General features: G+C 53.7%; 26 protein-coding genes. 2 read left to right on the plus strand and 24 right to left on the minus strand.

Going from position 1 to position 25,944, the window contains the following annotated elements; genetic code table 11:
* Positions 1–4: 4 nt before the first annotated feature.
* The 11 genes from sdaAB to KP806_RS04475 all read right to left on the minus strand — a co-directional run bounded on the left by sdaAB (position 5) and on the right by KP806_RS04475 (position 10,365).
* Complete coding sequence (sdaAB, locus tag KP806_RS04425; RefSeq protein WP_224722322.1) at positions 5–670, minus strand: L-serine ammonia-lyase, iron-sulfur-dependent subunit beta; 666 nt, start codon at positions 668–670, stop codon at positions 5–7.
* 31 nt (positions 671–701) lie between these two features.
* On the minus strand, positions 702–1,775 hold the full coding sequence (locus KP806_RS04430) for a dihydrodipicolinate synthase family protein (protein ID WP_224722323.1): 1,074 nt from the start codon (positions 1,773–1,775) through the stop codon (positions 702–704).
* Positions 1,776–2,792, minus strand: coding sequence for an NAD-dependent epimerase/dehydratase family protein (locus KP806_RS04435; protein ID WP_224722324.1), 1,017 nt, complete (start codon positions 2,790–2,792; stop codon positions 1,776–1,778).
* A gap of 111 nt (positions 2,793–2,903) precedes the next feature.
* Positions 2,904–4,244, minus strand: a complete 1,341-nt coding sequence (locus KP806_RS04440) for a hypothetical protein (RefSeq protein WP_224722325.1) — start codon at positions 4,242–4,244, stop codon at positions 2,904–2,906.
* A gap of 69 nt (positions 4,245–4,313) precedes the next feature.
* On the minus strand, positions 4,314–5,870 hold the full coding sequence (locus KP806_RS04445; RefSeq protein WP_224722326.1) for an ABC-F family ATP-binding cassette domain-containing protein: 1,557 nt from the start codon (positions 5,868–5,870) through the stop codon (positions 4,314–4,316).
* 70 nt (positions 5,871–5,940) lie between these two features.
* The gene (locus KP806_RS04450; RefSeq protein ID WP_224722327.1) at positions 5,941–6,759 is read right to left on the minus strand and encodes a helix-turn-helix transcriptional regulator; all 819 of its coding nucleotides are present in this window, start codon (positions 6,757–6,759) and stop codon (positions 5,941–5,943) included.
* A 140-nt stretch (positions 6,760–6,899) separates the two neighbouring features.
* On the minus strand, positions 6,900–7,151 hold the full coding sequence (locus KP806_RS04455) for a hypothetical protein (RefSeq protein ID WP_224722328.1): 252 nt from the start codon (positions 7,149–7,151) through the stop codon (positions 6,900–6,902).
* Between the two features lie 16 nt (positions 7,152–7,167).
* Positions 7,168–8,430 carry a hypothetical protein gene (locus KP806_RS04460; RefSeq protein WP_224722329.1) on the minus strand — a complete coding sequence of 421 codons (1,263 nt, stop codon included), beginning with the start codon at positions 8,428–8,430 and terminating at the stop codon, positions 7,168–7,170.
* Between the two features lie 14 nt (positions 8,431–8,444).
* Complete coding sequence (locus KP806_RS04465) at positions 8,445–9,221, minus strand: hypothetical protein (protein ID WP_224722330.1); 777 nt, start codon at positions 9,219–9,221, stop codon at positions 8,445–8,447.
* A 59-nt stretch (positions 9,222–9,280) separates the two neighbouring features.
* Complete coding sequence (locus KP806_RS04470) at positions 9,281–9,970, minus strand: ATP-binding cassette domain-containing protein (RefSeq protein ID WP_224722331.1); 690 nt, start codon at positions 9,968–9,970, stop codon at positions 9,281–9,283.
* A complete protein-coding gene (locus KP806_RS04475) occupies positions 9,967–10,365 on the minus strand; it encodes a GntR family transcriptional regulator (protein ID WP_224722332.1) in 399 nt (132 codons plus the stop codon). The genes KP806_RS04470 and KP806_RS04475 overlap by 4 nt, the downstream gene beginning before the upstream one ends.
* 177 nt (positions 10,366–10,542) lie before the next feature.
* Between KP806_RS04475 and KP806_RS04480 the strand changes: the two genes are divergently transcribed.
* Positions 10,543–12,363 (plus strand): stalk domain-containing protein, encoded by a 1,821-nt coding sequence (locus KP806_RS04480; RefSeq protein ID WP_224722333.1) that lies wholly within the window; start codon positions 10,543–10,545, stop codon positions 12,361–12,363.
* Between the two features lie 63 nt (positions 12,364–12,426).
* On the opposite strand, the gene KP806_RS04485 is transcribed toward KP806_RS04480, so the two are convergent.
* Positions 12,427–12,855, minus strand: coding sequence for a tellurite resistance TerB family protein (locus tag KP806_RS04485; RefSeq protein WP_224722334.1), 429 nt, complete (start codon positions 12,853–12,855; stop codon positions 12,427–12,429).
* A gap of 121 nt (positions 12,856–12,976) precedes the next feature.
* Here KP806_RS04485 and KP806_RS04490 point away from each other — a divergent pair, with 121 nt between their 5' ends.
* A complete protein-coding gene (locus tag KP806_RS04490; protein WP_224722335.1) occupies positions 12,977–13,870 on the plus strand; it encodes a YihY/virulence factor BrkB family protein in 894 nt (297 codons plus the stop codon).
* A gap of 74 nt (positions 13,871–13,944) precedes the next feature.
* Here the strand turns inward: KP806_RS04490 and KP806_RS04495 are convergent, their stop codons facing one another.
* From KP806_RS04495 to KP806_RS04560, 12 genes are all read right to left on the minus strand, one after another.
* Positions 13,945–14,454, minus strand: coding sequence for a hypothetical protein (locus KP806_RS04495; RefSeq protein ID WP_224722336.1), 510 nt, complete (start codon positions 14,452–14,454; stop codon positions 13,945–13,947).
* A gap of 114 nt (positions 14,455–14,568) precedes the next feature.
* Entirely contained in the window at positions 14,569–15,159 is a 591-nt protein-coding gene (locus tag KP806_RS04500) for a YitT family protein (RefSeq protein WP_224722337.1), read from the minus strand.
* Between the two features lie 106 nt (positions 15,160–15,265).
* A complete protein-coding gene (locus KP806_RS04505; RefSeq protein ID WP_224722338.1) occupies positions 15,266–15,928 on the minus strand; it encodes a 2-oxo acid dehydrogenase subunit E2 in 663 nt (220 codons plus the stop codon).
* Positions 15,929–15,951: 23 nt separating this feature from the next.
* Entirely contained in the window at positions 15,952–17,394 is a 1,443-nt protein-coding gene (locus KP806_RS04510; protein ID WP_224722339.1) for a bifunctional 2-methylcitrate dehydratase/aconitate hydratase, read from the minus strand.
* 24 nt (positions 17,395–17,418) lie between these two features.
* Positions 17,419–18,540: a bifunctional 2-methylcitrate synthase/citrate synthase gene (prpC, locus tag KP806_RS04515; RefSeq protein ID WP_224722340.1), complete on the minus strand. Its 1,122-nt coding sequence runs from the start codon at positions 18,538–18,540 to the stop codon at positions 17,419–17,421.
* On the minus strand, positions 18,540–19,427 hold the full coding sequence (gene prpB / locus KP806_RS04520; protein ID WP_224722341.1) for a methylisocitrate lyase: 888 nt from the start codon (positions 19,425–19,427) through the stop codon (positions 18,540–18,542). The genes prpC and prpB overlap by 1 nt, the downstream gene beginning before the upstream one ends.
* A 29-nt stretch (positions 19,428–19,456) precedes the next feature.
* Positions 19,457–20,599 carry an acyl-CoA dehydrogenase family protein gene (locus KP806_RS04525; RefSeq protein ID WP_224722342.1) on the minus strand — a complete coding sequence of 381 codons (1,143 nt, stop codon included), beginning with the start codon at positions 20,597–20,599 and terminating at the stop codon, positions 19,457–19,459.
* Between the two features lie 24 nt (positions 20,600–20,623).
* A complete protein-coding gene (locus KP806_RS04530; RefSeq protein ID WP_224722343.1) occupies positions 20,624–21,484 on the minus strand; it encodes a 3-hydroxybutyryl-CoA dehydrogenase in 861 nt (286 codons plus the stop codon).
* An 18-nt stretch (positions 21,485–21,502) separates the two neighbouring features.
* On the minus strand, positions 21,503–22,672 hold the full coding sequence (locus KP806_RS04535) for an acetyl-CoA C-acetyltransferase (RefSeq protein WP_224722344.1): 1,170 nt from the start codon (positions 22,670–22,672) through the stop codon (positions 21,503–21,505).
* Between the two features lie 14 nt (positions 22,673–22,686).
* Positions 22,687–23,826: an acyl-CoA dehydrogenase family protein gene (locus KP806_RS27530; protein WP_263575536.1), complete on the minus strand. Its 1,140-nt coding sequence runs from the start codon at positions 23,824–23,826 to the stop codon at positions 22,687–22,689.
* A 177-nt stretch (positions 23,827–24,003) separates the two neighbouring features.
* Positions 24,004–24,948: a TIGR03943 family putative permease subunit gene (locus tag KP806_RS04555; protein ID WP_224722345.1), complete on the minus strand. Its 945-nt coding sequence runs from the start codon at positions 24,946–24,948 to the stop codon at positions 24,004–24,006.
* On the minus strand, positions 24,945–25,853 hold the full coding sequence (locus KP806_RS04560) for a permease (protein ID WP_224722346.1): 909 nt from the start codon (positions 25,851–25,853) through the stop codon (positions 24,945–24,947). Before KP806_RS04560 ends, KP806_RS04555 begins: the two co-directional genes overlap by 4 nt.
* Positions 25,854–25,944: the final 91 nt, after the last annotated feature.

Raw genomic sequence — 25,944 nt, forward strand, 5'->3', positions numbered from 1 at the left:
CCCATTACGAAAGATTCATGCTGGCCACGCGCCTGACCCCTTCAATTGCCCGGATCCGATCCGGCAGCTTGCCGGAGAGACGTTCATCGGTTTGAATAACGGTGAGCGCATCGCCGGCCCGGCTTTTACGGTTCACATCCATATAGCTTATATTTAGCCACTCCGCTTCGATCAGCGATGTGAATGCTGCCAGCATGCCGAGGCGGTCCGCATGGAATACCAGCAAAGTAGGATTATGAACGGAAAATTTAACGTCAAAACCGTTAATTTTCGTCATTTCTGCATTTCCGCCGCCTATCGAAGCTCCCATGAACGAATCTTCCCTATTCTCGCTTCTTAATGTGAGAAGAACGCTGTTTGGATGGACGGTTGGATCCCGTGCAGCGTTGAACGTCAGTTCCATTCCCAAAGCCTTGGCAAGACTTAAAGCATTCCGGATTCTCTCATCATCCGTCGCATAATCCAAAAGGCCGGCCGCCAAAGCCAGATCCGTGCCATGACCCTCATACGTTTCGGCAAACGATCCATATAACGTAAGCTCCGCCTGCAGGGGCATTCCTCCGAAAAGATGACGCGCCGCCCTTCCGATGCGAACGGCCCCGGCCGTATGCGAGCTTGAAGGGCCGATCATGCCAGGCCCAATAATGGAAAATACATCTTTAAACCGCATGAAAGTTTCCTCCTTTCCGTGGGCACCACAATTATTCCGCCAGCCACTGCTCTAAATGCCGTTTCACAAAATCATCGTCGTTTAAATGAGGGTAATCTCTATATACGCGGTCAATTTCCTCCGCTTGGCCCGGAGACAGCGCTTCCTCAACGTCCAGGCACCATATTCCTTGCAGCAGCCCTTGTCTGCGCAGCACCTCATGAATCCCTGCAATACAGCCCTTAAACCCGTTAGCCGTATCAAAAAAAGCGGCATTGGTATCCGTTACCTGAATATTCCGGGTCAGCCATTCCTGCGGCAGGTCCCGGCCATCACGCAGCGCTTTGATTTCCTCCAACAGCTGAACGGCCTTATGTGTCCAAACCGCCCAATGCCCGAGCAGACCGCCGACGATCCGTTTTTTTACTTGGCGCCCGTTAATGACGAACCGATACTCCGTCAACAAGTCATTCAAAATATTGTCGTCGTTGCCGGTGTAAAGCGCGATTTCGTCCCGGCGGCTCGAGCAGCAGACGGCTCGAACGACGTCGATTGTGTGATAGCGGTTGAAAGGCGCAAGCTTGATAGCAATAACGCTTTCCATATCCGCGAAATGCCGCCAAAAATCGCAGCTGAGCACCCGGCCTCCAACGGATGGCTGCAAATAAAAGCCGATGGCAGGCAGTACCTCTCCTACTCGTTCAGTCCTTTTCAGCAGATCGTCTTCACTCAAGTAATCAAGACCGCCCATACTGAGCAAACAAGCGTCATAGCCCAGCTCTGCCGCGATGGAAGCCTCCTCCACAGCCTGCTCCGTCGGACCGCAAACGCCTGCGACCTTGATGAACGGCCTGCTCAGTCTCGCTTGGCCGATTTCTTCTGCGGCAAGACGAAGAACGGGCTCATACAGACGGTTATCTTCATTGCGGATGGCAAATTGCGTCGTATGTACCCCGACCGCAATTCCGCCGGCTCCGGATGCGGCATAGTAACGTGTCAATGCCCGTTGACGACGCTCATCCAGCTTGCGGCACTCCCGAAGCGCGAGCGGATGGGCCGGGATGACCAATCCATCATGAAGCGCACGAGTCAGCTCGGCTGGCAGCTTATGTCTTGATCGCGTCATTTAAAATTTCCCCTTTCGTTCTTGAAAATGAGTCGGTTTATTCCAGGTCGGGCCTCCGGATAACAACCAATCCGCCGTCCAATCAATCATTTGCAGCAGAGAAACGCTCGGATAACCGAACAACTGATGGGATTTAGCGGCATTGCTCAGCAAAGCATTATTCGACTCGGTGCCTTCGAACAGCGCTTCCTTCTTAAGCCTCGCGGCTAGCTCGGCAGCTGCCCAACGAATGGACATCGTCTCCGGTCCCGTTACGTTCATGACCGCAGGCGGGCTCGAGCAAAGCGTCAGGCTCCGGAGTGCCATTTCATTGGCATCCCCCTGCCAGATGACGTTCGCATGCCCCATCGCCAGATTGACCGGCCGGCCTTCCTGTACCGATCGTGCCAGCTCAAGCAAAATGCCGTAACGCATATCGATAGCGTAATTCAATCTGTAAATGGTCATCGGCGTCTGATTCCGATGCGAAAAATATTCAAAAATCCGTTCCCGTCCCAGGCAGGACTGCGCATACTCGCCGAGCGGCTCGGGAGTGACGCTCTCGTCTACACCGCCGCTTCCGACCGGCGAGAAAGGATATACATTGCCAGAAGAGAACACGACCATTCGCGAGTGTTTGTATTTCTGGGCGACCCTGCCAGGTAAATAAGCATTCATCGCCCAAGTAAAGGCTTCCCGCCCCGTCGTCCCGAACTTGTTCCCTGCCATATAAATGACGTTTGCGCCGTCCGGCAGCCGCTCCAGCTCCTGCTCGTTCAGCAAATCGCATGAAATTGTTTCGACACCCGCCTCCTCCAGCCCGCGCTTGGCCTCAGGATCGGAAAATCTCGATACCCCGATAACCCGTTTATTCAAGTTTCCTTCCCTGATCGCCTTGACGGCCAATCCGGCCAAGCTTGGCCCCATCTTACCGCCAACGCCAAGAATGAGGATATCACCGTCGATTGTCTTTAAATCGCGAATCAGCTTTTCGGACGGCTCCGTTAGCTTATTTTCCAATTCTGCGACGTTCCGCATATACCCTTACCTCCCTCGTGTACCGAATCTTCCTTCATCATAACGGGTTGAACTATATAAAGACAAATCTTTTAATTGTCTTTAATTAAACGCAAAAAAAGCCCTCCGAAGCTAAGGGCTTTTTTGCAAAAATGTAAATTTGAAAATTTGTCTCGGCCTTCCTCTCGGCACCTTCTCCATTCCCGAAATGTCGACCAAGCCGTTGTCAATCCATAGTAAAAGCAGGCGGTGTGCGCTCCTAACGGTAATGTCAAGCAGTGCGGCAAGCTCATGCACCTTGTATTCGTTCTTGCCGAACCTCGCTCTGTTGTGCAGCAGCTTGCTCAAATAGGCGCTGGTCATCCCGGCATCCTCCGCCCGTTTGATCAGCTCCGCATCGGTAAAGGAAAGCACGTCTTGAACGGGCTCGGCCATTTCCAAGGGACCGATTAAGGTTCCGTCCTCCCGCACGATGAAGCAAGCATTCCCGCCTGCTTCTTTCGCTTTCCTAAGCGCGGCTCTCGCATTCGTTCCTGCTACGCTAGCAGAGCGTCCGAATCCGATCCCTATGCTTAAGGACAAGCCTAACGATTTGTTCACGTCTTTCGCGAGGGGAACAGATTTATAGCCGCCGGTTTCCCGCTCGAATATTCCCCTTGTCGTAAAGAACAGGTATTCGTCTCCGCCTAGATGAGTCAAATAACCGTCCAGCGATTCCACATAATCGAGAACCATCCGATGAATGCTCAGCTTCAGCTTCTGAACCTCATGCTCATTGCCGCGCATGACGGCAAGCTTGCCGAATTCGTCTATGTTCACCATCCCGACTACAATTTGCGCTTCCTTGCTGCGCCTGGTTTCCGTGGAGAGCAGTGCCCGTTCCAAAGAAACGACAATATCCTGATCGGACGGCATTAACCATACATTCGGGATCCTGCGCTCGTTCAACGTCTTCGCTACCGCTTCCATCCCGGTGATAGCGATGGAGCAAGAGCCAGCTTCATAGCAGCCGGAATGGAAATCTATGAGCCTATCCTTTGTCTCATAGGCAGGCCCATCGTATACGGTGACGTCAAGTCGCGAAATGCCAAGATCGTTAATCGCCCTGTTGACCATCGCTTCCGTAAGCGTATCGACCGAAATGCCTCCGGATAATGCACCGGTATGCCAGGCATGGAATAAAGCCTTGTACAATCCGGCGTCCGTAACAGGGATATGATGTACGGGCAATGGAACACCGAGCGTCTCCTTCACCTTGCGCCGAGACCGTGAATCCGCAAGCAGAATGACCTCCACATGCCCGCTGATCCGTTCTGCCGATAAGGGAGCTTCCTCCTCATGCTCAATGATGACCGGGACCGGTGCGAAAGAGGGAAACGAGTCGATGATCTGCATGACCTTGTCCACAAATAGGGCCGAGCCGATAATTCCGATGTTAATTTGCTTCAGCTGGTCGCTGCTTGAGACCGGCATCTTCCCGCCTCCCTCCTTTTCACACCTTAATAAGCGTCACCCGCTCCCCTCCACCCAAACGTCGAGCTATTAAAATACCTTCGTCGTCCAGCTTTCGCAATTCCAGGTTTCGGTAACGACGTCACGATAAAACTCAGGTTCATGGGAAATGAGCAGAATGCTTCCTTTGTATGCTTTAAGGGCCCGCTTCAACTCGTCCTTCGCATCTACATCCAAGTGGTTCGTAGGCTCGTCGAGAACCAGCAAATTCGTTTCGTTGTTTATCAGCTTGCAAAGTCTGACCTTCGCTTTCTCCCCGCCGCTGAGCACGGCGATTTTGCTTTCGATATGCTTCGTCGTGAGACCGCACTTGGCCAATGCCGCGCGCACCTCGAACTGCGTAAACGAAGGAAACTCTTTCCAAATTTCTTCGATGCAAGTATTGTAGTTCGTATCCTTCATTTCCTGCTGGAAATATCCGATATGAAGATTTTCTCCAAGCTGAACGGAGCCCGAGATGGCCGGGATCTCTCCTAAAATGCTGCGCAGCAGCGTCGTCTTCCCGATTCCGTTAGCACCTACGAGCGCAATCTTCTGTCCGCGCTCCATACGGAGATCAAGCGCTCTGGATAAAGGAGCGTCATAGCCGATCACAAGCTCCTTCGTCTCGAAAATCAGCTTGCCGGACGTTCTGGCATCCTTGAAGTTGAACTGCGGCTTCGGTTTCTCCTTGGCCAGCTCGATTACTTCCATCTTATCGAGCTTCTTCTGCCTCGACATCGCCATGTTGCGCGTTGCTACACTGGCCTTGTTGCGGGCTACAAAATCCTTCAAGTCGGCAATTTCCTGCTGTTGACGCTTATAAGCCGACTCCAGCTGCTGCTTCTTCATTTCGTACACTTGCTGGAAATGATCGTAATCGCCGACATATCGTGTCAGCTCTTGATTCTCCATATGATAGATCAGGTTGATGACACTGTTCAAAAACGGAATGTCGTGGGATATCAAAATAAAGGCATTCTCGTATTCCTGCAAATAACGCTTCAGCCATTCGATATGCTGCTCGTCCAAATAGTTCGTCGGCTCGTCAAGCAGAAGGATGTCCGGCTTCTCAAGCAGCAGCTTCGCCAGCAGCACCTTCGTGCGCTGCCCGCCGCTCAAATCGTGGACGTCCTTATCGAGACCGATATCGGTAAGTCCAAGGCCGCGCGCAGTTTCGTCGATCTTCGCATCAATCAGGTAAAAATCCTGGTTTGTCAACGTATCCTGGATCGTACCGACATCCTCGAGCAGCTGCTCCAGCTCCTCTGGCGTAACATCTCCCATCCTGCCGTACATGTCGTTCATTTCCTGCTCCAGGTCAAACAAATATTGAAATGCGCCTTTCAAGACATCGCGCATCGTCATGCCTTTGCCCAGTACGGCATGCTGATCCAGATAGCCTACGCGAACGCGCTTGGACCATTCGACCTTGCCGTCATCCGGTTGAAGCTTGCCTGTAATAATGTTCATAAAAGTGGACTTACCTTCACCGTTAGCGCCGATAAGACCAATGTGCTCGCCCTTCAGCAGGCGAAAGGAAACATCGTTGAAAATCGCACGGTCCCCGAATCCATGACTAAGTCGTTCTACGTTTAATATGCTCATCTATGACACCTTTTCCCTAAAATATTCTCGTACTATTATAATCGCTGCGGGAAAACAACTCAATGAGGGATTAGGGACGCGACGCTTTTCCGGCGGCAGCTTCCGGTCGAGACTGAAGTCTGCTTATAAAATTGCCCATTAGCACGGGAAGAGAAATAAGGATGGGAGGATCATCGACTCTTGGCTCGTATAACGAAACTTCCTGATAAGGCACGGTTGTAAAGGGTTCGACGACGATCGGCTCCCGCGAGCGTGTTCGCAGCGTCGTATGCGGCAATAAAAAATCCTTTGCCTGTGACCCCCATGAAACGGAAGTGGCCATCAAATAATAGATGCCGGGTTTAACATCTGTAAACCGGAAGGTTCCGAGTCCCGGAAGCAAGGTTCCGTATAAGGGCATCCCTTCGGGTATAGGCTTAGCGAACAGGCCGATCAAAATGACACCGTCGAAAGGAACGTCCGCCTCTATAGTACCTTCGATGCACTGATGAGTAATGATGGCAGGTGCCGATTCCCGCCAATCATTCAAGTTATGTAAGGTTTGAAACAAGCTGTCCGCCTGCTGTGCCGAATTTCGAAAGTGGGACGGCGTCACGCCTACCCGCTCCGTAAATCTGGTCGTAAACGTGCCGAGGCTTTGCTGCCCGATCTCCAGCCCGATATCGCGAATGCTCATATTCGTATGAATTAACAGATCCTTCGCCTTCTGCAGCCGCAAAGCGGAGACGAAGTATTGGGGAGAAAGCCCCATTCTTTCCTTAAAAATCCGAGAGAAATGAAACGGGCTATAGGCAGCGTAATCCGCCAACCGGGAGAGCGGAAGCGGATCGTAAATATTCTGATGAATATAGGCGATGACTTCGTCAATTTCCGGATACCGATCAGACATCATTTAATACCTCTCTTCAAATCTCATATCGAACATTTGTTCTCGTATATATTACCACATATTAGCAGTAATTGGAACCCTAAAAATTCTGTTTTACAAAAAAATGACCATCCGCCGGGGCGGTGGTCATCTAAGATTTTTCAGCTCGTCGTCAAGGCCGTGCCGGCTAAATGAAGTGAAGCTCTGATCGTTTGCTTCCTCATTCGTAAACGCAGCTCTTCGGCCGGTGTCTCGGCCAGCTTGTCCGTCCGGCTTATCTCCAGCAAAGCCGCCTTCGCGGCTTCCTCTGCAAGCCGGTCATTTTTCAATAAAAAATGTGCAACCTGATAAGCGTAAAGCTCGAGCTCTCTTAACCGTTGCAGAGTCAGCTCCATTCGGCAGTCCGGTTTCATACCGCCCACCGCCGATTCATTCGTTATAACGTTCATGTACATCTAAATTCAACAATCGAATGGCGCTTAACTTCTCCGCAGAGCGGCTGTTATCGTCAACAACGGCCGGTTTTCCGGAATAAAGAAGCATTCCGTCTTTAAGGTCGAGAACGGCGGCCATAGCTCTTTCCTCTTTCATCAATAAAACATAAACTCGGTCCTTGGAAATCTGCACCGATTTGATAACTCCCCCGCCTATCGCTTCAGCCGTAATCGTTGTATAGTCAAAATCATCTTTCTTTAAAGCTAGATCGTAACGGGATAAACTGATGCTGGCGGGATCAGATTCAGCCCAATAGAACATATCGTTTTGCAAGCTGTAAGCCCTTTGTCCGCTTTTTTTTGCTAATGAATAATGATCCGGTAAAGCGACGACTTCCCCCGTTACATAGGAAAATGAATAAAGCTTCGATGGCACTTCGTCATCAACTGCAGCGCTTGCGGCTTTTTCAACAGAATTTCTGTGTCCATCGATAACATCGCTTGAAGTTCTTTCATCCAAGATGATATGCTGCGACGTATCGGAAAAGATCAGAGGTTTAATGATTGAAATTTCTGTTTGCCCTCCGTTTCCACCTCTTTCAGGACCGTGAATCAGCTCATTTCTTAATAAATTCCCATTATTGATGTCAATGACAAACAGCTCTTTCCCGCCAGGCGGCTTTTCGTAATATAACTGTTGAACCAGTAAAAACACCTGATCCTCCACCAACTGAACATCCACTAAATATAAGTAGTCGAATGCTGTCTTAAGCGGGTATGTATTCTCTATGCGGGACTCTTTCCCCGATTTCTCATCTAAAATATCGAGACTTATCCTAACGCCTGCTTCTTCAGAACGGCCGCCGACACGCTCGGCTTCAGCGTAAATGACGCGCTCCTTATCTCGGAAAAAACCATCGAAGTTCATTTTTCCCCGCATAAAGGAGCTATACTTGTCAACTAAAGCCTTTATGCCGGATTGACTATAGAACCATGATCCGCTATCGGCTAAATAATGACGAAAAGTAAAGTTGCTTTCCCTATAAACACTCCCGCGCATACTTACCGACAATTGCTCGGATCTCATGTTACCAAAATAGGAGCCGGATAAGTTGACAGCTTTTCCGTATACCGGATTACCCTGAACGGTTTCCAGCTTATATTCAGGCAAATGATTACGTGTGCCAATTGAATAATAGACAATGATGCCGCTAAGAGCTAATAAGACCGCGACGACCGAAGTCCAATATCGCTTCATATGTATCCTCCCCCTCAAACCGATATCTTCCTCTTAATCAATCTCAATCCCAGCCAGATCGAAGCAATCGCCACGGCTATGCACACAGCAATTATAATAACGAAGAGTTCGCCAGGATATAAATAACCCCTGAGTCCGCTTGTTGTTGTGCTTATGGCTAAGAAAACAACGAGTGAACATCCAGCCAAATAAAGCAAGCCATACAAGATGCCAACACGTCTGTAGCTTCTCTCAAACAGTAAGGTGGTGAAAATAACAAGCACCGCTAACGTGCCTAGCCCGTAAGAATATAAAAACTGTTCGAACCGGCGGGGTATGAGTGTGTTTAATGCAGGATTAGCCTTTATCGCGTCTACGATATGGGATTCCTCCCGGGAATCTGCGGGTACAGCCAGATTGAATATGAAATGCTCTACGGAAAGCAGAGCAAGCTGATAGGATATCATGACAAAAACAAACAAAAGAATAGCGGTTATTTTAGCCCAATAGAGCTGGCACCTTGCGGACGGAAGCATAAGCAGGCGATAGATAAACGTGCTCCGCCCGAGCCAGTCCCGGTACCAGATAAGCAATATGTATACGACCAATACAGATATGCTGATAAGAATCGGAAGAATGAACCAGAACTGCATATTATACATCGCCCATTCAAAAGTCAGATTTTCTGGAGGAGGCACACTGAACGAATCCGCCACCAAATCCCTGAGCTTCTGCTCTGCACGCAGCTTCAATTCTCTTTTTACAATCCATAGTAAAGATGAGATTTGCAAAATAGCCGTCAATCCCATCAATGCCGCCAGCACCCACCGGAACCGGTGAACCTCCATATGGACCAGCTTTAAATATCGGTTCATCCGCGGTACACCTCCCTCATGACATCAATGACCGATTTGCCCTCTCCGCTGCGCATGTCCTCGACATCGAACGAACGCGTAACGATGCCGTCCCTCAGCATCACCGCTTTATCGATCAAATGCTCCATTTCTCCGATCTCATGCGTCGTCAGCAAAACGCCGCGGCCGTCTATCAAATCGCTTGTGAACACCTCTGTAATCGTTTCCCGGCTGAACAAATCGATTCCTGAGAAAGGCTCGTCCAGCAAAATGTAATTGGAATCCTGCCCGAGACCGAGCAGCAGGTTGAATTTGGCGGCCGTCCCTTTGGATAAGCTTCCGATCCGCTCCGAATGCTCGAGGCTGAAAAATTGCATCAAATCGCGGGCCCGCTCCTTGTTCCAGCTGTCATAAAAATCCTCCATAAACGTCAGCGCCTCGGACAGCCTCATGCCGGCCGGCATCGTCAGATGATCGGGGACGAACGTCACCTTCTCATACAGGTCCGGTCCGGGCGGCCGGCCGTCAATGCGGATCGCTCCTCCCCCGATAGGGGTCAGCCCCATAATCGCCTTGAGCACCGTCGACTTCCCCGCTCCATTGACGCCAATCAGGCATGTAATTTGTCCCTTCTCCGCCGTGAAGGATACTCCCTTCAGCACCTGTCGGAGCAGGTAACGCTTTCGGATATCTGCAACTTCAATCATGCTCCGCCCCCGCTTTCCTCAAATTGTTGCTTGACCAGCTGCAGAAGCTCTTCGATCGGAACGTCGATTTTCCGCACGGATGCCACAAAAGCATGCACCGCTTCGCCGAGCAGCTCCGCTCTTACTTGCTCGAGCACCTTGGCATCGTCTGTAATGCGGCTTGGCGAGTTGCCTTCCGTTATGATCAACTGCTGCTCCTCCATTTCCTTGTACGCCTTCTGCGCCGTATTCGGGTTAATTTTCATAAGCGAGCCGAGCTCCCTCCTCGAGGGAATGATTTGTCCGGCCTGCAGATGCCCCGTAGCGATCCGCTCTTTGAAATGCCGGACGACTTGCAAGTACACCGGGTCCCTGTTGTTGAAAGCGACTTCCGACCATCCTTCGCTTGTTTGCATCGCGGTACCTCTCGTTTCTGGACTAGTGTGTGTACTACGTGGTTCATACACCCCACATGTATTATGCATGTAATACACCATATTGTCAGTCGTTCCCAAAAAAGAGAAACCTTTTCCGTTCTAAAGCGTCTATTAGGTGTTACAAGATTTTACCAACCATGGAAGAGAGGAATTTAAGTGAGCAGACGCACAATCCGCAAATCGTCTTTAGCAATCATTGCGCTTGCCGTTACGGCTTCCGTTTGGAACGGAACCCCTTCAGCACACGCTCAATTGTCATCGGGATCAGCCGGCCGTTCAGACTCTGGCACCGTGTCGGTGCGCCCCGTCTCCGTTTCCTTTCAGAATTTGCAAATTTCACTCCCAAGGCCACCCAAGCTGATTAACGGCACGATGATGGTTCCCGGCAGAGCACTTCTGGAAGGCCTCGGCTGCGAGCTGGAATGGGACGCAGCCGATCGCAAGCTTTCGGTGTTACTTCATTCCAAAAGAGTAATGACCTTCTGGGCTAACCGCCATGAAGCGGAAGCGCATGGCGAAATGATCGGAAATTTGAGCGCTGCGCCATATATCGACGATCTCGGCCTATGGGTTCCTCTGCGGCTTGCTGCGGAAGCGAGCGGGCTGCGCGTATCGTGGGAAGCTTCACTTCGGCTGGCCATCGTCAGCGATCCCCATGCGCTTCCCGTCATCCGTGTCGCCGCAAAAGCCGATAACGGAATGACGGAGCCGCCGACGCAGCTGCTATCTGCCATGCGCGAGCGGATGAACGCAGATATCCGGCTCAATTTGTATGCCCCCGAGAACTATCGCGACCGCATCAATATTATGATTGCAGCGGGGGAGATGCAGGACCTTATGCTGCTGGAGGATCCGTATCCATATCCGGACGATCTGCTTGAGAGTATTGCGCTCGATCTGACGGATGAATTAAAACAATTCCCGCGGCTAAGCCGGCTGGCGCAAAATGAATCGGGCGGACGGACCGTCTCCGGCAAAAGCATAGGCATCGCCCGACCGGGAGATCCGCACGACGCCCCGTTTCCTGCAATCCGTCAGGACTGGCTGGACCGGCTCGGACTTGTGAAGCCTTCGACGATGGAGGAGCTGTACGAAGCGCTTAAGCTGTTCACCACACATGATCCGGACGGAAACGGCAAATACGATACGGTCGGTCTTACCGGCTATTTAAATGGAGACGGATTAGGGACGCTTAGCTGGGTCGAGCATGCATTCACGGGATTTCCAGCCCGCTTCTCCGTCAAGGACGGCCAAATCACCGACCATGCCGTCAGCCCGGAAGAAGAAAAAGCACTCCAATGGCTTGCGCGCGCGTATGCCGACGGACTAATCGATAAAGAATTTCCCGTAATAAGCAAGGAACAGGCAGACAGCCGGCTAAGCGGTAACCAAGCGGGGCTATCGGCCATAAGCTTGTCCCAGGCGGCAGCATTGACTTCCGACTCCTCGATTTGGTCTCCTTTGCCTGGTATCAAGGCTGATGCGGGCAGCACTGCAATTGCGCCGTGGAATACGCGCGGCAACGGCATGTACATCGTGACGGTCATGACTAAGACCGACAGAAAGGCCATTCTGGAATGGCTCGACCGCGGTTATGAGATGACGGAAAATGGAGAATGGGCAAAAGTTGACGGTCTTGAAAACCGCGATCATTCCGCCATTAGCCATCTTTTTGGCCAAACGGACGTTCTTGCGGGAGGGGACAGCCTGGATCAGCTTCCCGGATCTGTACGCAAAGACTATGAAACGGCGGTTAACGAGTGGCGCAAAACCACTTATGAGGGACAAGTTCTGCAGCAGGCCGGCGGGTTATGGCGCAGCGGCGAATATGCGGAAATGAATCGTAAGCTGGAACAGTTTAAAATAAAAGTGATCGTGGGAGCGGCTTCGATTTCAGAGTGGAAAGCTTTTGCAGCGGAAATGACTGACTCCGAGGAATATCGCAAAATGATGAAGGGGCTGCAGGAGCTTCTATAGCGGTCAAGAAAGAGGATTGCCTAAGCAGCTGTACGCTGTTTTCGGCAATCCTCTTTTTACTGCTTATAGACTAGGCACGTGTGAGCTCAAGATAAGCTTCATCCCTTCGATTCTCAGCTTATCCATCCGCACGACCCAGCTTTTGAACGCTTCATACGTTTCGTCCGAAAATCCGAGCAGCCGCTTCATATCCTGCACAAGCTGCTTTTCGTCGTCGTTGTAATCCCCGTCGGCAAAAATGAGCAGCAGCATTTCCGCGAAAAATATATTTTTTACCTGTTCGTCCTTAATGCCGCCGATGATGTCCGCTAGCTCCCTTGGCGCAGGAATATCAACGGCTTCCCTAGGAATGTCCATCTCATCCATATAGGAGCGGAGGTAACCCTGTTCCTTGCGGTTGACGAATCCGTCCGCGTTAGCCACCAAATGGGCCAATTCCAGAAAAGCCAGTTTATATTCGGTTTCTTGAAGAAAATGCAAAAACAATTCCATCCACTCTCCTGTTTGATAAAGTTGTGCTCCACTAACCATTCGACATGCGTCGACTCATTCCTACTACGTGTTTAAAGGATCGATCGTTTCGTTTAATGAATGACAAAGGAAGGTGTTGCCGATGTCACGAAAACAGCGAATTTACCGGTTTATCAAACAGCTTTATTCCCGATTCCGGGATGACGACGTCCCCGGGATCGGAGCGCAGCTTACTTATTACTTGATCCTGTCGTTTTTCCCTTTTCTCATCTTTATGGTGAGCGTGCTCGGCTTCGTGCAGCTGTCAGGGGACAGTCTCGTCGCCGAGCTCATCCGGATTTTGCCTGCCGATACGGGAGAATCCGTCAGCAGCATCTGGAGCGAGGTTGCAGGGCACAGCAGCGGGGCTTTTCTGTCGCTTGGCATGATCGCGACCCTTTGGTCGGCCTCGAACGGGCTTAACGCGATCATTAAAGGAATCAACAAAGCCTACGACGTCGAGGAGAGCCGGCCGTTTTGGAAAGTACGCGGCATTTCCCTGCTTGCCACCGTCGTGCTGGCGGCCGTCATCATGATGTCGATGCTGCTGCTTATTTTTGGGAAAGTGATCGCCAAATATGTATTCCGGCTGCTGGATATGACCGCCGGCTTCGAATGGGTTTGGGGGGTTCTGCGCTACTCCGTACCGGTCGCGACGATGATTATCGTGTTTTGCCTGCTGTTTTGGCTGGCGCCAAACCGGAGGCTGCGGTTCAGAGAAGTGATTCCGGGGGCTTTAATGACAACCTTCGGATGGATTACGACCTCCCTTCTGTTCCAGGTGTACATTAACCAGTTCGGCAATTATTCCAAAACCTACGGCAGCCTCGGCGGCATCATCGTACTGTTAATCTGGCTGTATTTGAGCTCGATCCTCATTCTGCTCGGCGGCGAAATCAACGCGACGCTTGCCGCGGGAAAGCTGAAGGAAACACCTGCAGCGAACATCAAACGCCGGCCTATAAAAACCCGGCCAACCATTCGCGGCGAATTGTAAACACCGTACAGGCGAAACGATTCATCCGCCAGCAGCAAAGGGAGCCGCAATCACCGCGGCTCCCTTACAGCTGCCTATGGAATATACTGCTGCACGATCCGGGTAACGACCCCGTCCTTCACCGTCAAATGGTAAGGAAAATCAAGCGGGCTCAGCACATCCTCCGTCTGGAGCAGTCCGATGAATTTGTCCAAGGAAATCGGTTCGTCCCACACGATATCCGCCTCCGCCGCATCTCCCGTCCGGTTATAAATTTGCATCAGCACCTCGGCATCGTCAGCAACGGGCAATTCCGTCAATTCGGCCTCATCGTCCACGATGTAATAACCGTCAGGGGGACCGTCAAGCCCGCTGTCACCCTCCCGCTCGAGAAACGCCTTCACCGCTTCTTCGCCCTCGTACCATTCGATCTGGTCGACAGTCAACACATAACGTCCATTTTTCTCCAAAGCATGATCGATAAAAGCTGTCGTCGTCTCCGGCGTTTTCTCAACCGGCGCGTATTCGCGGCCAATCGCCGGCGCAAAGCTGAAGGCCGTAAGACAAACCAGCGATACGGCTGCCGCCATTATGTATTTTTTCATTGCGTCGACGCCCCCTAAGCAATTAATATGACTATTTGGCTTACCTATAGCATATAACGATTCCGGTGCGAAAAATGTTACAAAAAGGAAACGACGAAATTTTTTTTATATCGATTACAGGGCGGGCTTGCGCCAATTTAATACGCTCGTACCCAATCCGCCGGCCGTTATGGTCACTAACGACAAAAATAACGTGTCGTCCGGCAGCAGGTAATCGCCGACACTTATAATCACCAAGTCTATCATGAGGATAATAAAGCCAACGTTAAGCGGAATAAGCTTCGTTACAAAGTGGGCAAGCAGATCCGTTCCGCCCGTGGAGCAATCGAACCTGAGCATAACCCCTAGGCCCGTCCCGATAATAAAGCCGCCGACGACGGCCCTCGTAAATGCCGTCCATTCGATGTAGTATATAAAATAATATTGATACGGCTCCAGCAAGTCGATCATATAGCTTGAGAAGAGCAGGCCGCTGATACTGTAATACAATAGATCCCTGTTGTGAAACCACGCCAGTACGAATATCGGGAGGCTGCAGACGATCATGACCAGCCCGATCCGGATGTGAAACAAATAATTTATAATCAACGCAACCCCGATAACGCCGCCGTCAAGCACGCCCAGGGGAACGAGAAAAAAATTGATCCCTATCGCTAAAAGAAGGCTGCCGACGACGATCGCCGCTATTTTATTCAAAGAAACCAACCCGATCAATCCCCTCGATACGGCCTGTCTCATTTATATGCAGAAATCGGATATTGCATGAACAGAATTCAGCAATATCGGAAATGGGTCCTGCTATATATGTCTTTTAGCCGTACATCAGCTCCTCCGGATCATATTCCCCTAAGTTTTTTTTGACGGCTTGGAGGAATTTGACGCAGGCCGCTTCGTTCAGCAGACGGCTGTCGAAGGATAAGCACATATTGACGAAATAACCTTTTGTCAGGCTTTCTCCAACGAATACCGGCTTTTGCTGCACGGTTTCAAAAGAAAGGCACGACGCATGAGCTGCAGGGATCGCCGGTGCGGACAGAAACGTCCCCGCACCGGAAAACCCTTTTACGGCAAAGGTGCCGGCCGGCTGCCTTGTCCTTGCGCTTCCCCCGCTTCTATTGCGGATGCGGTCTAAAATAAGGGCGAAGCCCGTCAGGCTAATCCGGTCGGCATGCTCGATGACGTTCGTAACCAGCTCGCCGGCGGATTCCGCAGACAAGCTGAGGGTCACATCCTGCTTGACGGCCATCGTTCCGTCCGGGCCTATGCAGCCGTTCATCTGCGGAAAGGCTTTTATCGCATGGATGACGGCATTGATATAGAAAGGCAGAAGAGTGAGCTTCACCCCCTCCCTGCGCATAAATTCGTCCTTATGCTTGTAGTGCAGCCGGACCAGATTGCCGACCTCGGCTTCCATTGCCAGCCATGACGCCGCTTTGTTCTCCTGCTGTTCTATCGAATGATTCCGATCGGACATGTTAATCCCCACCTTTTGTGCGCTTATGGGATGAACAAATCCACGAATTGCTGAACGGGTGTATCCGCAAGCATCTCGTGGTCCTGGCACCGCCTAACAACGGCATCCACCTGCTTGGCCGGCAGCCTGCTTCTCAAATTCGACTCGAATTTGCGCTCCAGCAGCGGAATCGCCTCCTGCCTTCTCCTCCGGTGTCCGATTGGATATTCGATTTCGAGCTTTCCGGAGCTGGTGCCGTCCTTAAATAAAATTTCGATCGCATTGGCGATGGAACGTTTGTTCTCATCCAGGTAATCCAGCGAATAGCGGGAATCCTCTACCGTCTCCATCTTCTGCCGCAGCTCGTCGATCCGGGGATCCTTTGCCGCTTCGTCCTCGTAATGGTCGGAGTCAAGCGTACCGTGCAGCAATCCGATCGCAACCATGTACTGCAGGCAGTGATCCCGGTCTGCCGGATTGTGGAGCGGTCCCTTTTTGTCAATGATTCTTAGCGCCGACTCATGGGTTGTCAGGATGATCCGGTCGATTTCGCCGATCCGGTCCTTCATGCGGTCATGCAGCTTGATTGCGCATTCCACCGCGGTTTGGCCGTGAAATTCAGCCGGAAACGAAATTTTGAACAGCACGTTTTCCATCACATAGGAAGCGAATTTGCGGTTCAACGAAAACGGTTTGCCTTTAAACAGCACGTCGTAAAAACCCCAGCCTGCCGCCGTAAGCGCGGACGGGTAACCCATCTCCCCTTTTACCGCCATCATGGCCAGCTTCACCGCGCGGCTCGTTGCATCTCCTGCCGCCCAGGATTTGCGAGTCCCGGTATTCGGGGAATGCCGGTATGTGCGTAAAGGATGGCCGTCGAGCCAGGCATTCGATACCGCTGCGACGATTTCGTCCTTCGTTCCGCCAAGCAGCTTCGTTACGACCGCCGTAGAGGCGACCTTGACCAAAATAACATGATCGAGCCCGACGCGGTTAAAGCTGTTTTCCAGCGCCAGCACGCCTTGTATTTCATGCGCCTGAATCATCGCGGTTAACACATCCTGCATCGTGAGCGGCGTCTTCCCTGCGGAAATTCGCGTCCGGCTTATATAGTCGGCTGCTGCCAGTATGCCTCCAAGGTTATCGGAAGGGTGTCCCCATTCGGCTGCCAGCCAGGTGTCGTTATAATCCAGCCACCTGATCATGCAGCCGATATTAAACGCGGCCGTTACCGGGTCAAGCTGAAAAGGCGTACCGGGAACGCGCGCCCCGTCCGGCACCACCGTTCCGGGCACGACCGGACCGAGCAGCTTCGTGCATTCGGGGTACCGGAGCGCAAGCAGGCCGCAGCCAAGCGTATCCATCAGGCAATAGCGCGCGGTTTCATAGGCTTCGCGGCTAACGATGACCCCGTTTGCCGCATAATCGGCGATGTCGGTAAGCACCTGATCCGGCTCCGGCCTTTCGTTGCTGATATAAGAAGACATTCTTATTCTCCTTTCCCTATCGGATCATTTCCTATCCGCAAGCGGCAGCCAGGCGCCCGGCTCCGGCCCCGTATATTCGGCGGTAGGGCGGATAATCCGGTTGCCGACCCGCTGCTCGATAATATGGGCGGACCAGCCCGCAATTCTCGCGACGACGAACAAAGGCGTAAAAAACGAAGTTGGAATGCCTAACATCCGGTACACGGAGGCGCTGTAGAAATCGAGGTTCGGGAACAGCCCCTTTTCGCGCCGCATCACCTGCTCGATCCTCTCGGATCTTTCATACAGCTCCATATCTCCCAGCGCGGCAGACAGCGTTTTCGACCATTCCTTAATGATGTCGGACCTCGGATCGCTGACCGAGTATACGCGATGGCCAAAGCCCATGATCAGCTGCTTTGCCGCCAGCATTTCCATAAGTCCCGCTTCGGCTTCCTCCGGGCTGCCAAACCGTTCGAGAAGCTCCATCGCCGCTTCGTTTGCACCGCCGTGAAGCGGGCCGCGAAGCGTTCCGACTCCGGTCGTAATGGCCGAATACATATCCGATAGGGTTGACGCCGTTACGCGCGCAGCGAAGGTCGATGCATTAAATTCATGCTCGGCGTACAAGGTGAACGAAACGTCGAGCGCTCTCTCGTGCCGCTCTTCCGGCTGACGCCCGTGCAGCAGCTCCAGGAAATGTGCCGCGATGCCGTCCCCGCCGCCATCCGTATCCATCCTCGTTCCACTGGTGTGAAAATGATGCCAATAAAGCAGCATCGAGCCGCTGCTTGCCATCAGCCGGTCGGCGATATGCTGCGCGCTCCGCCCGGGCTCCTCAGGCTCGAAGGAGGCGAGTGCGGAAATGCCGGTGCGGATCACATCCATCGGATGGGCGCTGGCCGGCAGCTGCTCGAGTATCTTTCGCAGCCTTTCCGGAAGCTTTCTCAGGCCGGCAAGCTTCTCCTTATAGCACTTAAGCTCCCCCGCGTCCGGCAGCTTGCCGTACAGCAGCAAATACGCCGTTTCCTCGAACGTTCCTTGCCTTGCGAGGTCGTGAATCGAGTAACCCCGGTAGTTCAAGCCTTTCCCTTCCTTGCCTACGGTGGAAATCGCCGTCTGGCCGGCAATGACGTCGGCCAGGCCTCCTGTTTTTTTGAGCGCCATTATGGATCTCTCCTCTCCGTCCCGAACAGCTGATCAAGCTTTCGTTCATAGCTGTAATAGTCAAGAAAGCCATAGAGCTCCTCGCGCGTCTGCATGAGCGCAAGCGCCTTCCGCTGCGTCCCGTCCCGCCGGATCGTCTCGTACACCTGCAGCGCTGCGGCACTCATCGCGCGAAAAGCGGACAGCGGATACAACGCAAGCCGAACGCCGGCCGCCCCCAGCTCTTCCGTCGTAAACAAAGGGGTTTTGCCGAATTCCGTTATGTTTGCCAGCACCGGCACCTTTACCGCGGCGGTGAAGGCGGCATAATCCTCCAGCGACGTCACCGCCTCGGGAAATATCATATCGGCCCCCGCTTCGACGCATGCGCACGCCCGGTCGATCGCCGACTCCAACCCCTCGGAGGCGATCGCATCCGTCCGCGCCATAATGACAAACTGCGGATCCTCGCGGGCATCGGCGGCAGACTTGATCCGGTCGACCATTTCCGCCTTGGCGACGATCGATTTGTTGGGCCGGTGACCGCAGCGCTTCGCCGCAACCTGATCCTCGATATGAATGCCTGCCGCACCCGCACGCCCCATTTCCTTCACCGTTCTGGCAATTTGGAACGCTCCCCCGAAGCCGGTATCGGCATCCACAAGCAGCGGCAGCTCCGTCACGCCGGCGATGCGGCGCACATCTTCAAGGCAGTCATACAAATTTGTAATGCCGAGATCGGGCAGGCCGAAGGAGGCGTTCGCCACGCCGGCGCCGGATACGTAGAGAGCCTTAAATCCGGCCTTCTCCGCCAAGATGGCGGAGAAGGCATTAATCGCTCCGGCCACCTGCAGCGGCTTCTCGAGCTCGAGCGCCTCGCGAAGCCTCTTTCCCGGTGTCTCGCTCATCAGAATCACCGCCTTTCCCATTAAAATATTTATCTCAGCAGCTGGTTGCTGATAACGATCCGGTGAATCTCATTTGTGCCTTCATAGATTTGCGTCACTTTTGCATCGCGGAACAGTCTCTCAGCCGGCGATTGCTCCAGGCAGCCTGCCATGCCCAGCAGCCGGACGGCCGCTCCGGCCGCCTCTACGGCCGTATCCGAAGCAACCATCTTGGCCATCGAGGCCTCCCGCGTGCACGGCTTTCCTTCCTGCCTGAGGCCCGCAGCCCGGTAAACGAGCAGCCTCGCGGCTTCCGTCTTCGCCGCGAGCCGGGCGATTTCCGCATGCTCGGGAGCAAATTTTCTCGGCCGCTTGCCTGCACTTGAGCGCTTGACGGGAAAATGCCCGAGCATCAGCTCAAGAGCCGCCTGCGCGATGCCGAGCGCCTGGGCTCCGATTCCGATTCTACCGCCGTCCAGCGAGCCCATGGCGATGGAGAACCCTTCCCCTTCGCCTCCGATCCGCTGCGACACCGGAATTTTGACGTTGTCGAAATGCAGCTCGCACGTGTTGGAGCCGTGAAGGCCCATTTTTTTCTCGCTTTTGCCGATCTGAAAGCCCTCGGACTCCTTGTCGACAATAAAGGCCGTAATCCCGCCGGGGCCCCTCGTGGCGTCGGTGACGGCAAACGTCACATAGACGTCCGCCGCGCCGGCGTTCGTAATGAACAGCTTGGTTCCGTTCAGCACATAATGGCCGTCCTCCCGCACCGCCGTCGTCCGGATCGAGGCGGCATCCGAGCCCGCCCCGTGCTCCGTCAGCGCGAATGCGCCCAGAGCCTCCCCTGTTGCCAGCCTCCGGACATAGCGCTCTCTTTGCTCGTCATTGCCATAGCGAAGAATCGGCAGCGTTCCGACCGAGGTATGAACGGACAAAATAACGCCTACCGCAGCGCTGACCTTGGATATTTCGTTAAGGGCCGCCGTATATGCAATAAAATCGAGCCCTTGACCGCCCCACTGCTTCGGAATAGGCAGCCCGAGCAGCCCGAGCGGTCCCATTTTACGCAGCAAGTCGCCCGGAAACGCTTCATGCCGCTCCATCCAGGGAACGATCGGACTAATTTCGGTTATCGCAAACTGGCGGCTTCTCCTGCGCGTCTCCTCCTGCTCTTGCGTAAAGCGGAGCTCCATAGCGAGGCACTCCTTTCGCTTGCTCTACTCCTTTCCTCCATAAGCATAAAAGCCGCGGCCCGTTTTACGCCCAAGCCAGCCTGCCAGCACATAATTGCGAAGCAGCGGACAAGGACGGTATTTCGAATCTCCGAAGCCTTCATGCAGCGTCTCCATAATCGCCAGGCAGGTGTCGAGCCCAATCAGATCCGCTAAGGCGAGCGGCCCCATCGGATGATTCATCCCCAGCTTCATAATCCGATCCACCGCCTCCGGCTCCGCCACCCCCTCGTATACCGCATAGGCCGCTTCGTTGATCATCGGCATCAGCACGCGGTTCGAGACGAAGCCCGGATAGTCCTTGACCGCAACCGGCGTCTTGCCTGCCGCCGCAGCAAGATTCCTCACCTGCGCGAACGTCTCGTCGGACGTGGCAAGACCCCGGATTACTTCAACAAGCGGCATAACGGGAACGGGATTCATGAAATGCATGCCGATCACCCGGTCGGGCCTGCCGGTCACCGCCGCAAGCTCCGTTACGGACAGGGACGACGTGTTCGTCGCCAGTATCGCCAGCGGCCCGCAGATCCGGTCGAGCGCTTGAAACAGCGATTTTTTCAATGCCATCTTCTCCGGCGCCGCCTCCACGACCAGCTCCGAATCGGCAGCGTCGGCAAGCTCGGTCGTCAGCCGGATCCGGCGCAACGCTTCCGTACGCTGCTCCTCTGTCAGCCTGCCTTTCTGAACGAATTTGCGAAGCGATGCCTCGATCGTGCCAAACCCCCGCTCGGCCGCGGAGCGTTCGATGTCATACAATGTGACGCCGAACCCTGCCTGTGCGAAAACCTGCGCGATGCCGCTGCCCATTTGTCCGGCGCCGACAACCGTTATTTCACGTATATTCATCCCGATCCCCCCGCCGCCTTATCCTTCGACTTGAATTAATAGCGCGTCGCCCTGCGCACCTCCGCTGCATATGGCCGCGATGCCGAGCCCCCCGCCAGCTCTCCTCAGCTCGTTCATCAACGTAAGGACAATTCGCGCGCCGCTTGCCCCGATCGGATGCCCGAGCGCGATGGCTCCCCCGTTGACGTTCACCTTGTTCGGATCCCAGCCAAGCAGCTTTCCGCAGGTCAGCGCTACGGATGCGAACGCCTCGTTTACTTCGAACAAGCGGATTTGATCGAGCGTCACGCCCGTTTCCTTAAGCAGCTTCCGGATCGCCAGCGCGGGAGCCTCGGCGAGGGACGGCGCCTCCGTGCCGACTGCGGCGTGCCCGATAATCGTGGCAAGCGGCTTATGTCCGAGCTTCTCTGCCTCAGCCCTTGACATGAGCAGCAGAGCAGCCGCGCCGTCATTCACGCCGGGCGCATTGCCGGCCGTAACGGTGCCGCCGGCGCCTGAGATCGGCTTCAGCAGCGCCAATTTTGCCGCATTCGTGTCGGAGCGGGGACTTTCATCCGACGCGATGACCGTTTGGCCGGCCTGATACGACACGATTTCTTCTGCGAATAAACCCTGACGGCTGGCCGCAATCGCTCGCTGATGGCTGCGAAGCGCCCATGCATCCTGCTCAGCGCGGGTTAATCCATATTCCTCCGCCGCCTTGTTGCCGTGCACCGTCATATGCACGTCGGCAAAAGCGCAAAGCAGTCCGTCATGGATCATCAAGTCCACCATGGCGGCATTTCCCATCCGCGCTCCCCACCTGGCAGACATGGAAGCAAAAGGTACACGGGACATACTTTCCATCCCGCCGGCCACAATCGTTTCCGCATCTCCGGAGCGGATCATCTGATCCGCCATCGTGATTGCCCGCAGGCCTGATGCGCATACTTTATTGACCGTCTCCGTCTGAACGCTCCAGTCGAGGCCGGCCAGCCTCGCTGCCTGGCGGGCCGGATTTTGTCCGGCGCCCGCCTGCAAAACCATTCCCATAATGACGCCGTCCACCTGCTTGCAATCGGCTCTTGCCTTCTGCAGCGCACCTTTGATCGCCGCTGCGCCGAGCTGCACGGCCGAAACGTCCTTGAACGCCCCGCCGAATTTCCCGAAAGCCGTACGGGCTCCGCCGACAATGACGGTTTCTCGCATCGCGGTATCGCCTCCTACTCCGCCAAGATGCGGAGAATCATATCCGAATTCAAACCGCCGGTGCCAAAATCCGATTCCAGGCACTTGGCGTCGCGCAAAAATCGCTCCATCCGAAATTCGCGCATATAGCCGGAGCCCCCGAATATTTGAACGGCTTCGATCCCGGCCGCTACCGCCGTTTCCGCCGCGTATTTTCTTGCCATAGCCGCCTCTTTGCCGCAGCTCTTTCCTTCATCCATCAGCCAAGCCGCCTGATAAGCAAGCAGCCTTGAGGCGTCGATCCGCGCCGACATATCGGCCAGCTTGAACGCAATGCCCTGCTGCCTTGCAATCGGCTTGCCGAACTGCTTACGCTCCTTCGCATACCCGGCTGCAGCCTCCAGCGCTCCCTGCGCAGCTCCGACAGCCATGGCGGCTGCGCTGATCTGTCCGATATCGGCGATTGCTTCAACCAATTCTTTTACATTGCTTTCATTTCCGATTTGTGCCAATCCCGTTGCCTCATATCCTCGTAAAATAAGCGGTGCGGTCGCGAACGAGCGCAAGCCCAGCTTCCGCTCCGGTTCGCCGACCTCGATCAGCGGCCCGGCGGTATCGACAAGAAAAAACTGGACGCCCGTTTTGCTCCTCCCGTCATGACCTTGCGCAGCCACAAGCATATAGTCGGCCTGCGGCGCATTCATGGCCGACGGCTGGGTGCCGATCAGCCGGTAGACCGTACCTGACTGCAGCGACCGCAGGCAGGCGGCCGCACCGGTCTGTCCCGCATGTGCCGCATGGAGCGCGCAGCCGCCCAGCTTCGCACCGCCCGCGAGCTCCGGCAGCAGCATCCGCCGCAGCTCCTCGCCGCCGAAGCGCTGCAGCGGCCATACGCAGTAGGCCGTATGCGCCGCAAGCGCGGCAGCCGTCGACGAACATACTCTTGCCAGCTCTTCGAGCACAATCGCGTAGGTTAACAGATCGCTGCCTGCTCCCCCGTACTTCTCGGAAACCGGAATTCCCGCCAGGCCAAGCTGCGCCAGCTGCGCGAACAGCTCCCTCCGGAACCGGCCCTCTTCGTCTCGGCTACCGGCCCCCGCCGCCACCGCTTGCTCCGCAAAATCCCGGACGACCTCGCGAGTCAGTTCCTGCTCCTCCGTTAATCCGAATTGCATGCCCCCTTCCTCCTCCCTCATGCCGAAGCTGTGGACAGCTTTCGACGAGTTCCGCGTTTATCCTAAGTATATGAACGCGATAAGATGAAAAGTATTGATTCTAAAAATCAATATCCGGACATAACGAACAAGCCCCTTCCGGCGGAAGGGGCTTGCTGCAGACCTTGTTTTAGACGGTCAGGATGTCCGGTATACGTAAGGATCCTTCGGTTCTTTAATCGGATTCCATCCGCTAACCTTCAGTACGGGAATCTTTTGCTTGAACGGCTGGTAGTACTCCCAATCCAGCTTGCCGCTCACATGCACCCAATCGTCGTCCTCTACTTTGGTACCCTTCGGAAATTCCACAAGCATCCCGAAGACGCCGGAATCAGCGACGCAATGAATGAAGCCGAAACGAAAAACAAAATAGTGGCTGTCATCCACCTGCTGGCCTTTAAAGGCAAAGCCGTCGAAGGCAATCGTTTTCCCAAAAAAAGCGTCCAGATTTTGATAAATGACCTCCATTCCCTTCAAATAATTGGCATCCGTCAAGGTGACCGAGCCAAGCGATGCAAACTCGGCCAGCTCTTTGTGATTCAGTTCCTCATAAACGTCCTTTTGGTAGAAAATGCTCGTATCCGGCTTTAGAAACTGGTACGACGGGTTGTCCTGTATATCCTGTTCAAATCCGGGTATCGAAAACCCTTTTGCCTTCACAAAACTGGAATCGAGAGCATGCGCGGGCAGAAAGAGCCCCGTTACGATCGGAATGAATAAGATGAAGCAGCCGACAAAACGTTTGAGCTTCGTCTCATTGCCGTGCGAGTGCCCGCAATCGTGACCATGATCATCGACGCGACGTTTATGCTCATCAATGTGACAATGATCATCATGCCGGCATGCCTCATGGTGATCGTGACTATGCTCCGGCATAGCTTCACCCGCTGCCTGCTTCTTCTCTTCCGCTCTCTGCCGCTTAGAAACACGAATAAACTCGAATATGCTGAGAAGTCCCATCATCACAACGGCGCTTATCGATAAATAGGCGTATTTCATATTAATGTATTTATTGATCTCGCCCGTGTAATGAAGCATAAAAAACATGAAGGAAAATCCGAACAAAATAACGAAACGAATCATCCAAACAGCCTCCCTGCAATCAGCGATCCGCCTAGGGTAAACACCGTCACAAGCGCAATGAGCGCCAATACAAATTTCGTACGGTACACGCCAAGCAGCATCAGCGTATTTTTAATGTCAATCATCGGTCCGAAAACTAGAAAAGCGGATAAGGAGCCGAGCGTAAAGGTGCTGCGGAACGATGCGGCAATGAATGCATCCGCTTCCGAGCATAGTGAAATGAGGAAAGCCAAAGCGATCATCACAAGCGAAGCCGTCACCGGATTGCCGCCAAGCTGCAGCAAGTAGGAGGTCGGCACAAACGTCTGCATGCAGGCTGCGATAAGAGCACCGAGCACCAAATATTTTCCTACCGAAAAAAACTCCTCTACCGCATGCGCGATCACATCGTATAACCGTTTCATGACCGGAATCGACGGCTCGCGGTACTCCGCGCCTTCCTGAACGGCTGCCGCAACCGGGGCAAGCGGATAGCGGAAAGGCAGCTCCTTGAACAGCAGGGACAGGCTGAGCGAAACCGATAACGCCACTGCGAAAGCCAGTCCGGCCCGGATACCGACCATCGTCCAGTCGTTGCCAAAGGCGATATAGGTTGAGAAGAGAACGATCGGATTTACGATCGGTCCCGTCAGCATAAAGGCAATCCCGGCATGCAGCGGCATCCCTTTGCTTATTAGCCGTCTTGTAATCGGCACAATTCCGCACTCGCAGGAAGGGAAGAACAGGCCGATACCGCAGCCGAATAATGCCGCGAGCACCCGGTTTTTCGGCATGATCCGCGCAATCCATCTCTCCTTTACGAAAGCCTGAATAAAGCCTGAAATAAGCACGCCGATCAGTACGAACGGGATAGCCTCCATCACCATACTGATAAAAATCGTGTTCAATTGATAAAGTGTCGTCACGCCGTTTCATCTCCGATTCTGCTAATAAAATCGCTAATCATTACTATAGCGCTTTCTCAGCACTGTATAAAGTGAAAAAAAAAGAGCCCGC

The sequence above is a fragment of the Paenibacillus vietnamensis genome (assembly GCF_020169515.1).
Classification (GTDB): domain Bacteria; phylum Bacillota; class Bacilli; order Paenibacillales; family Paenibacillaceae; genus Pristimantibacillus; species Pristimantibacillus vietnamensis.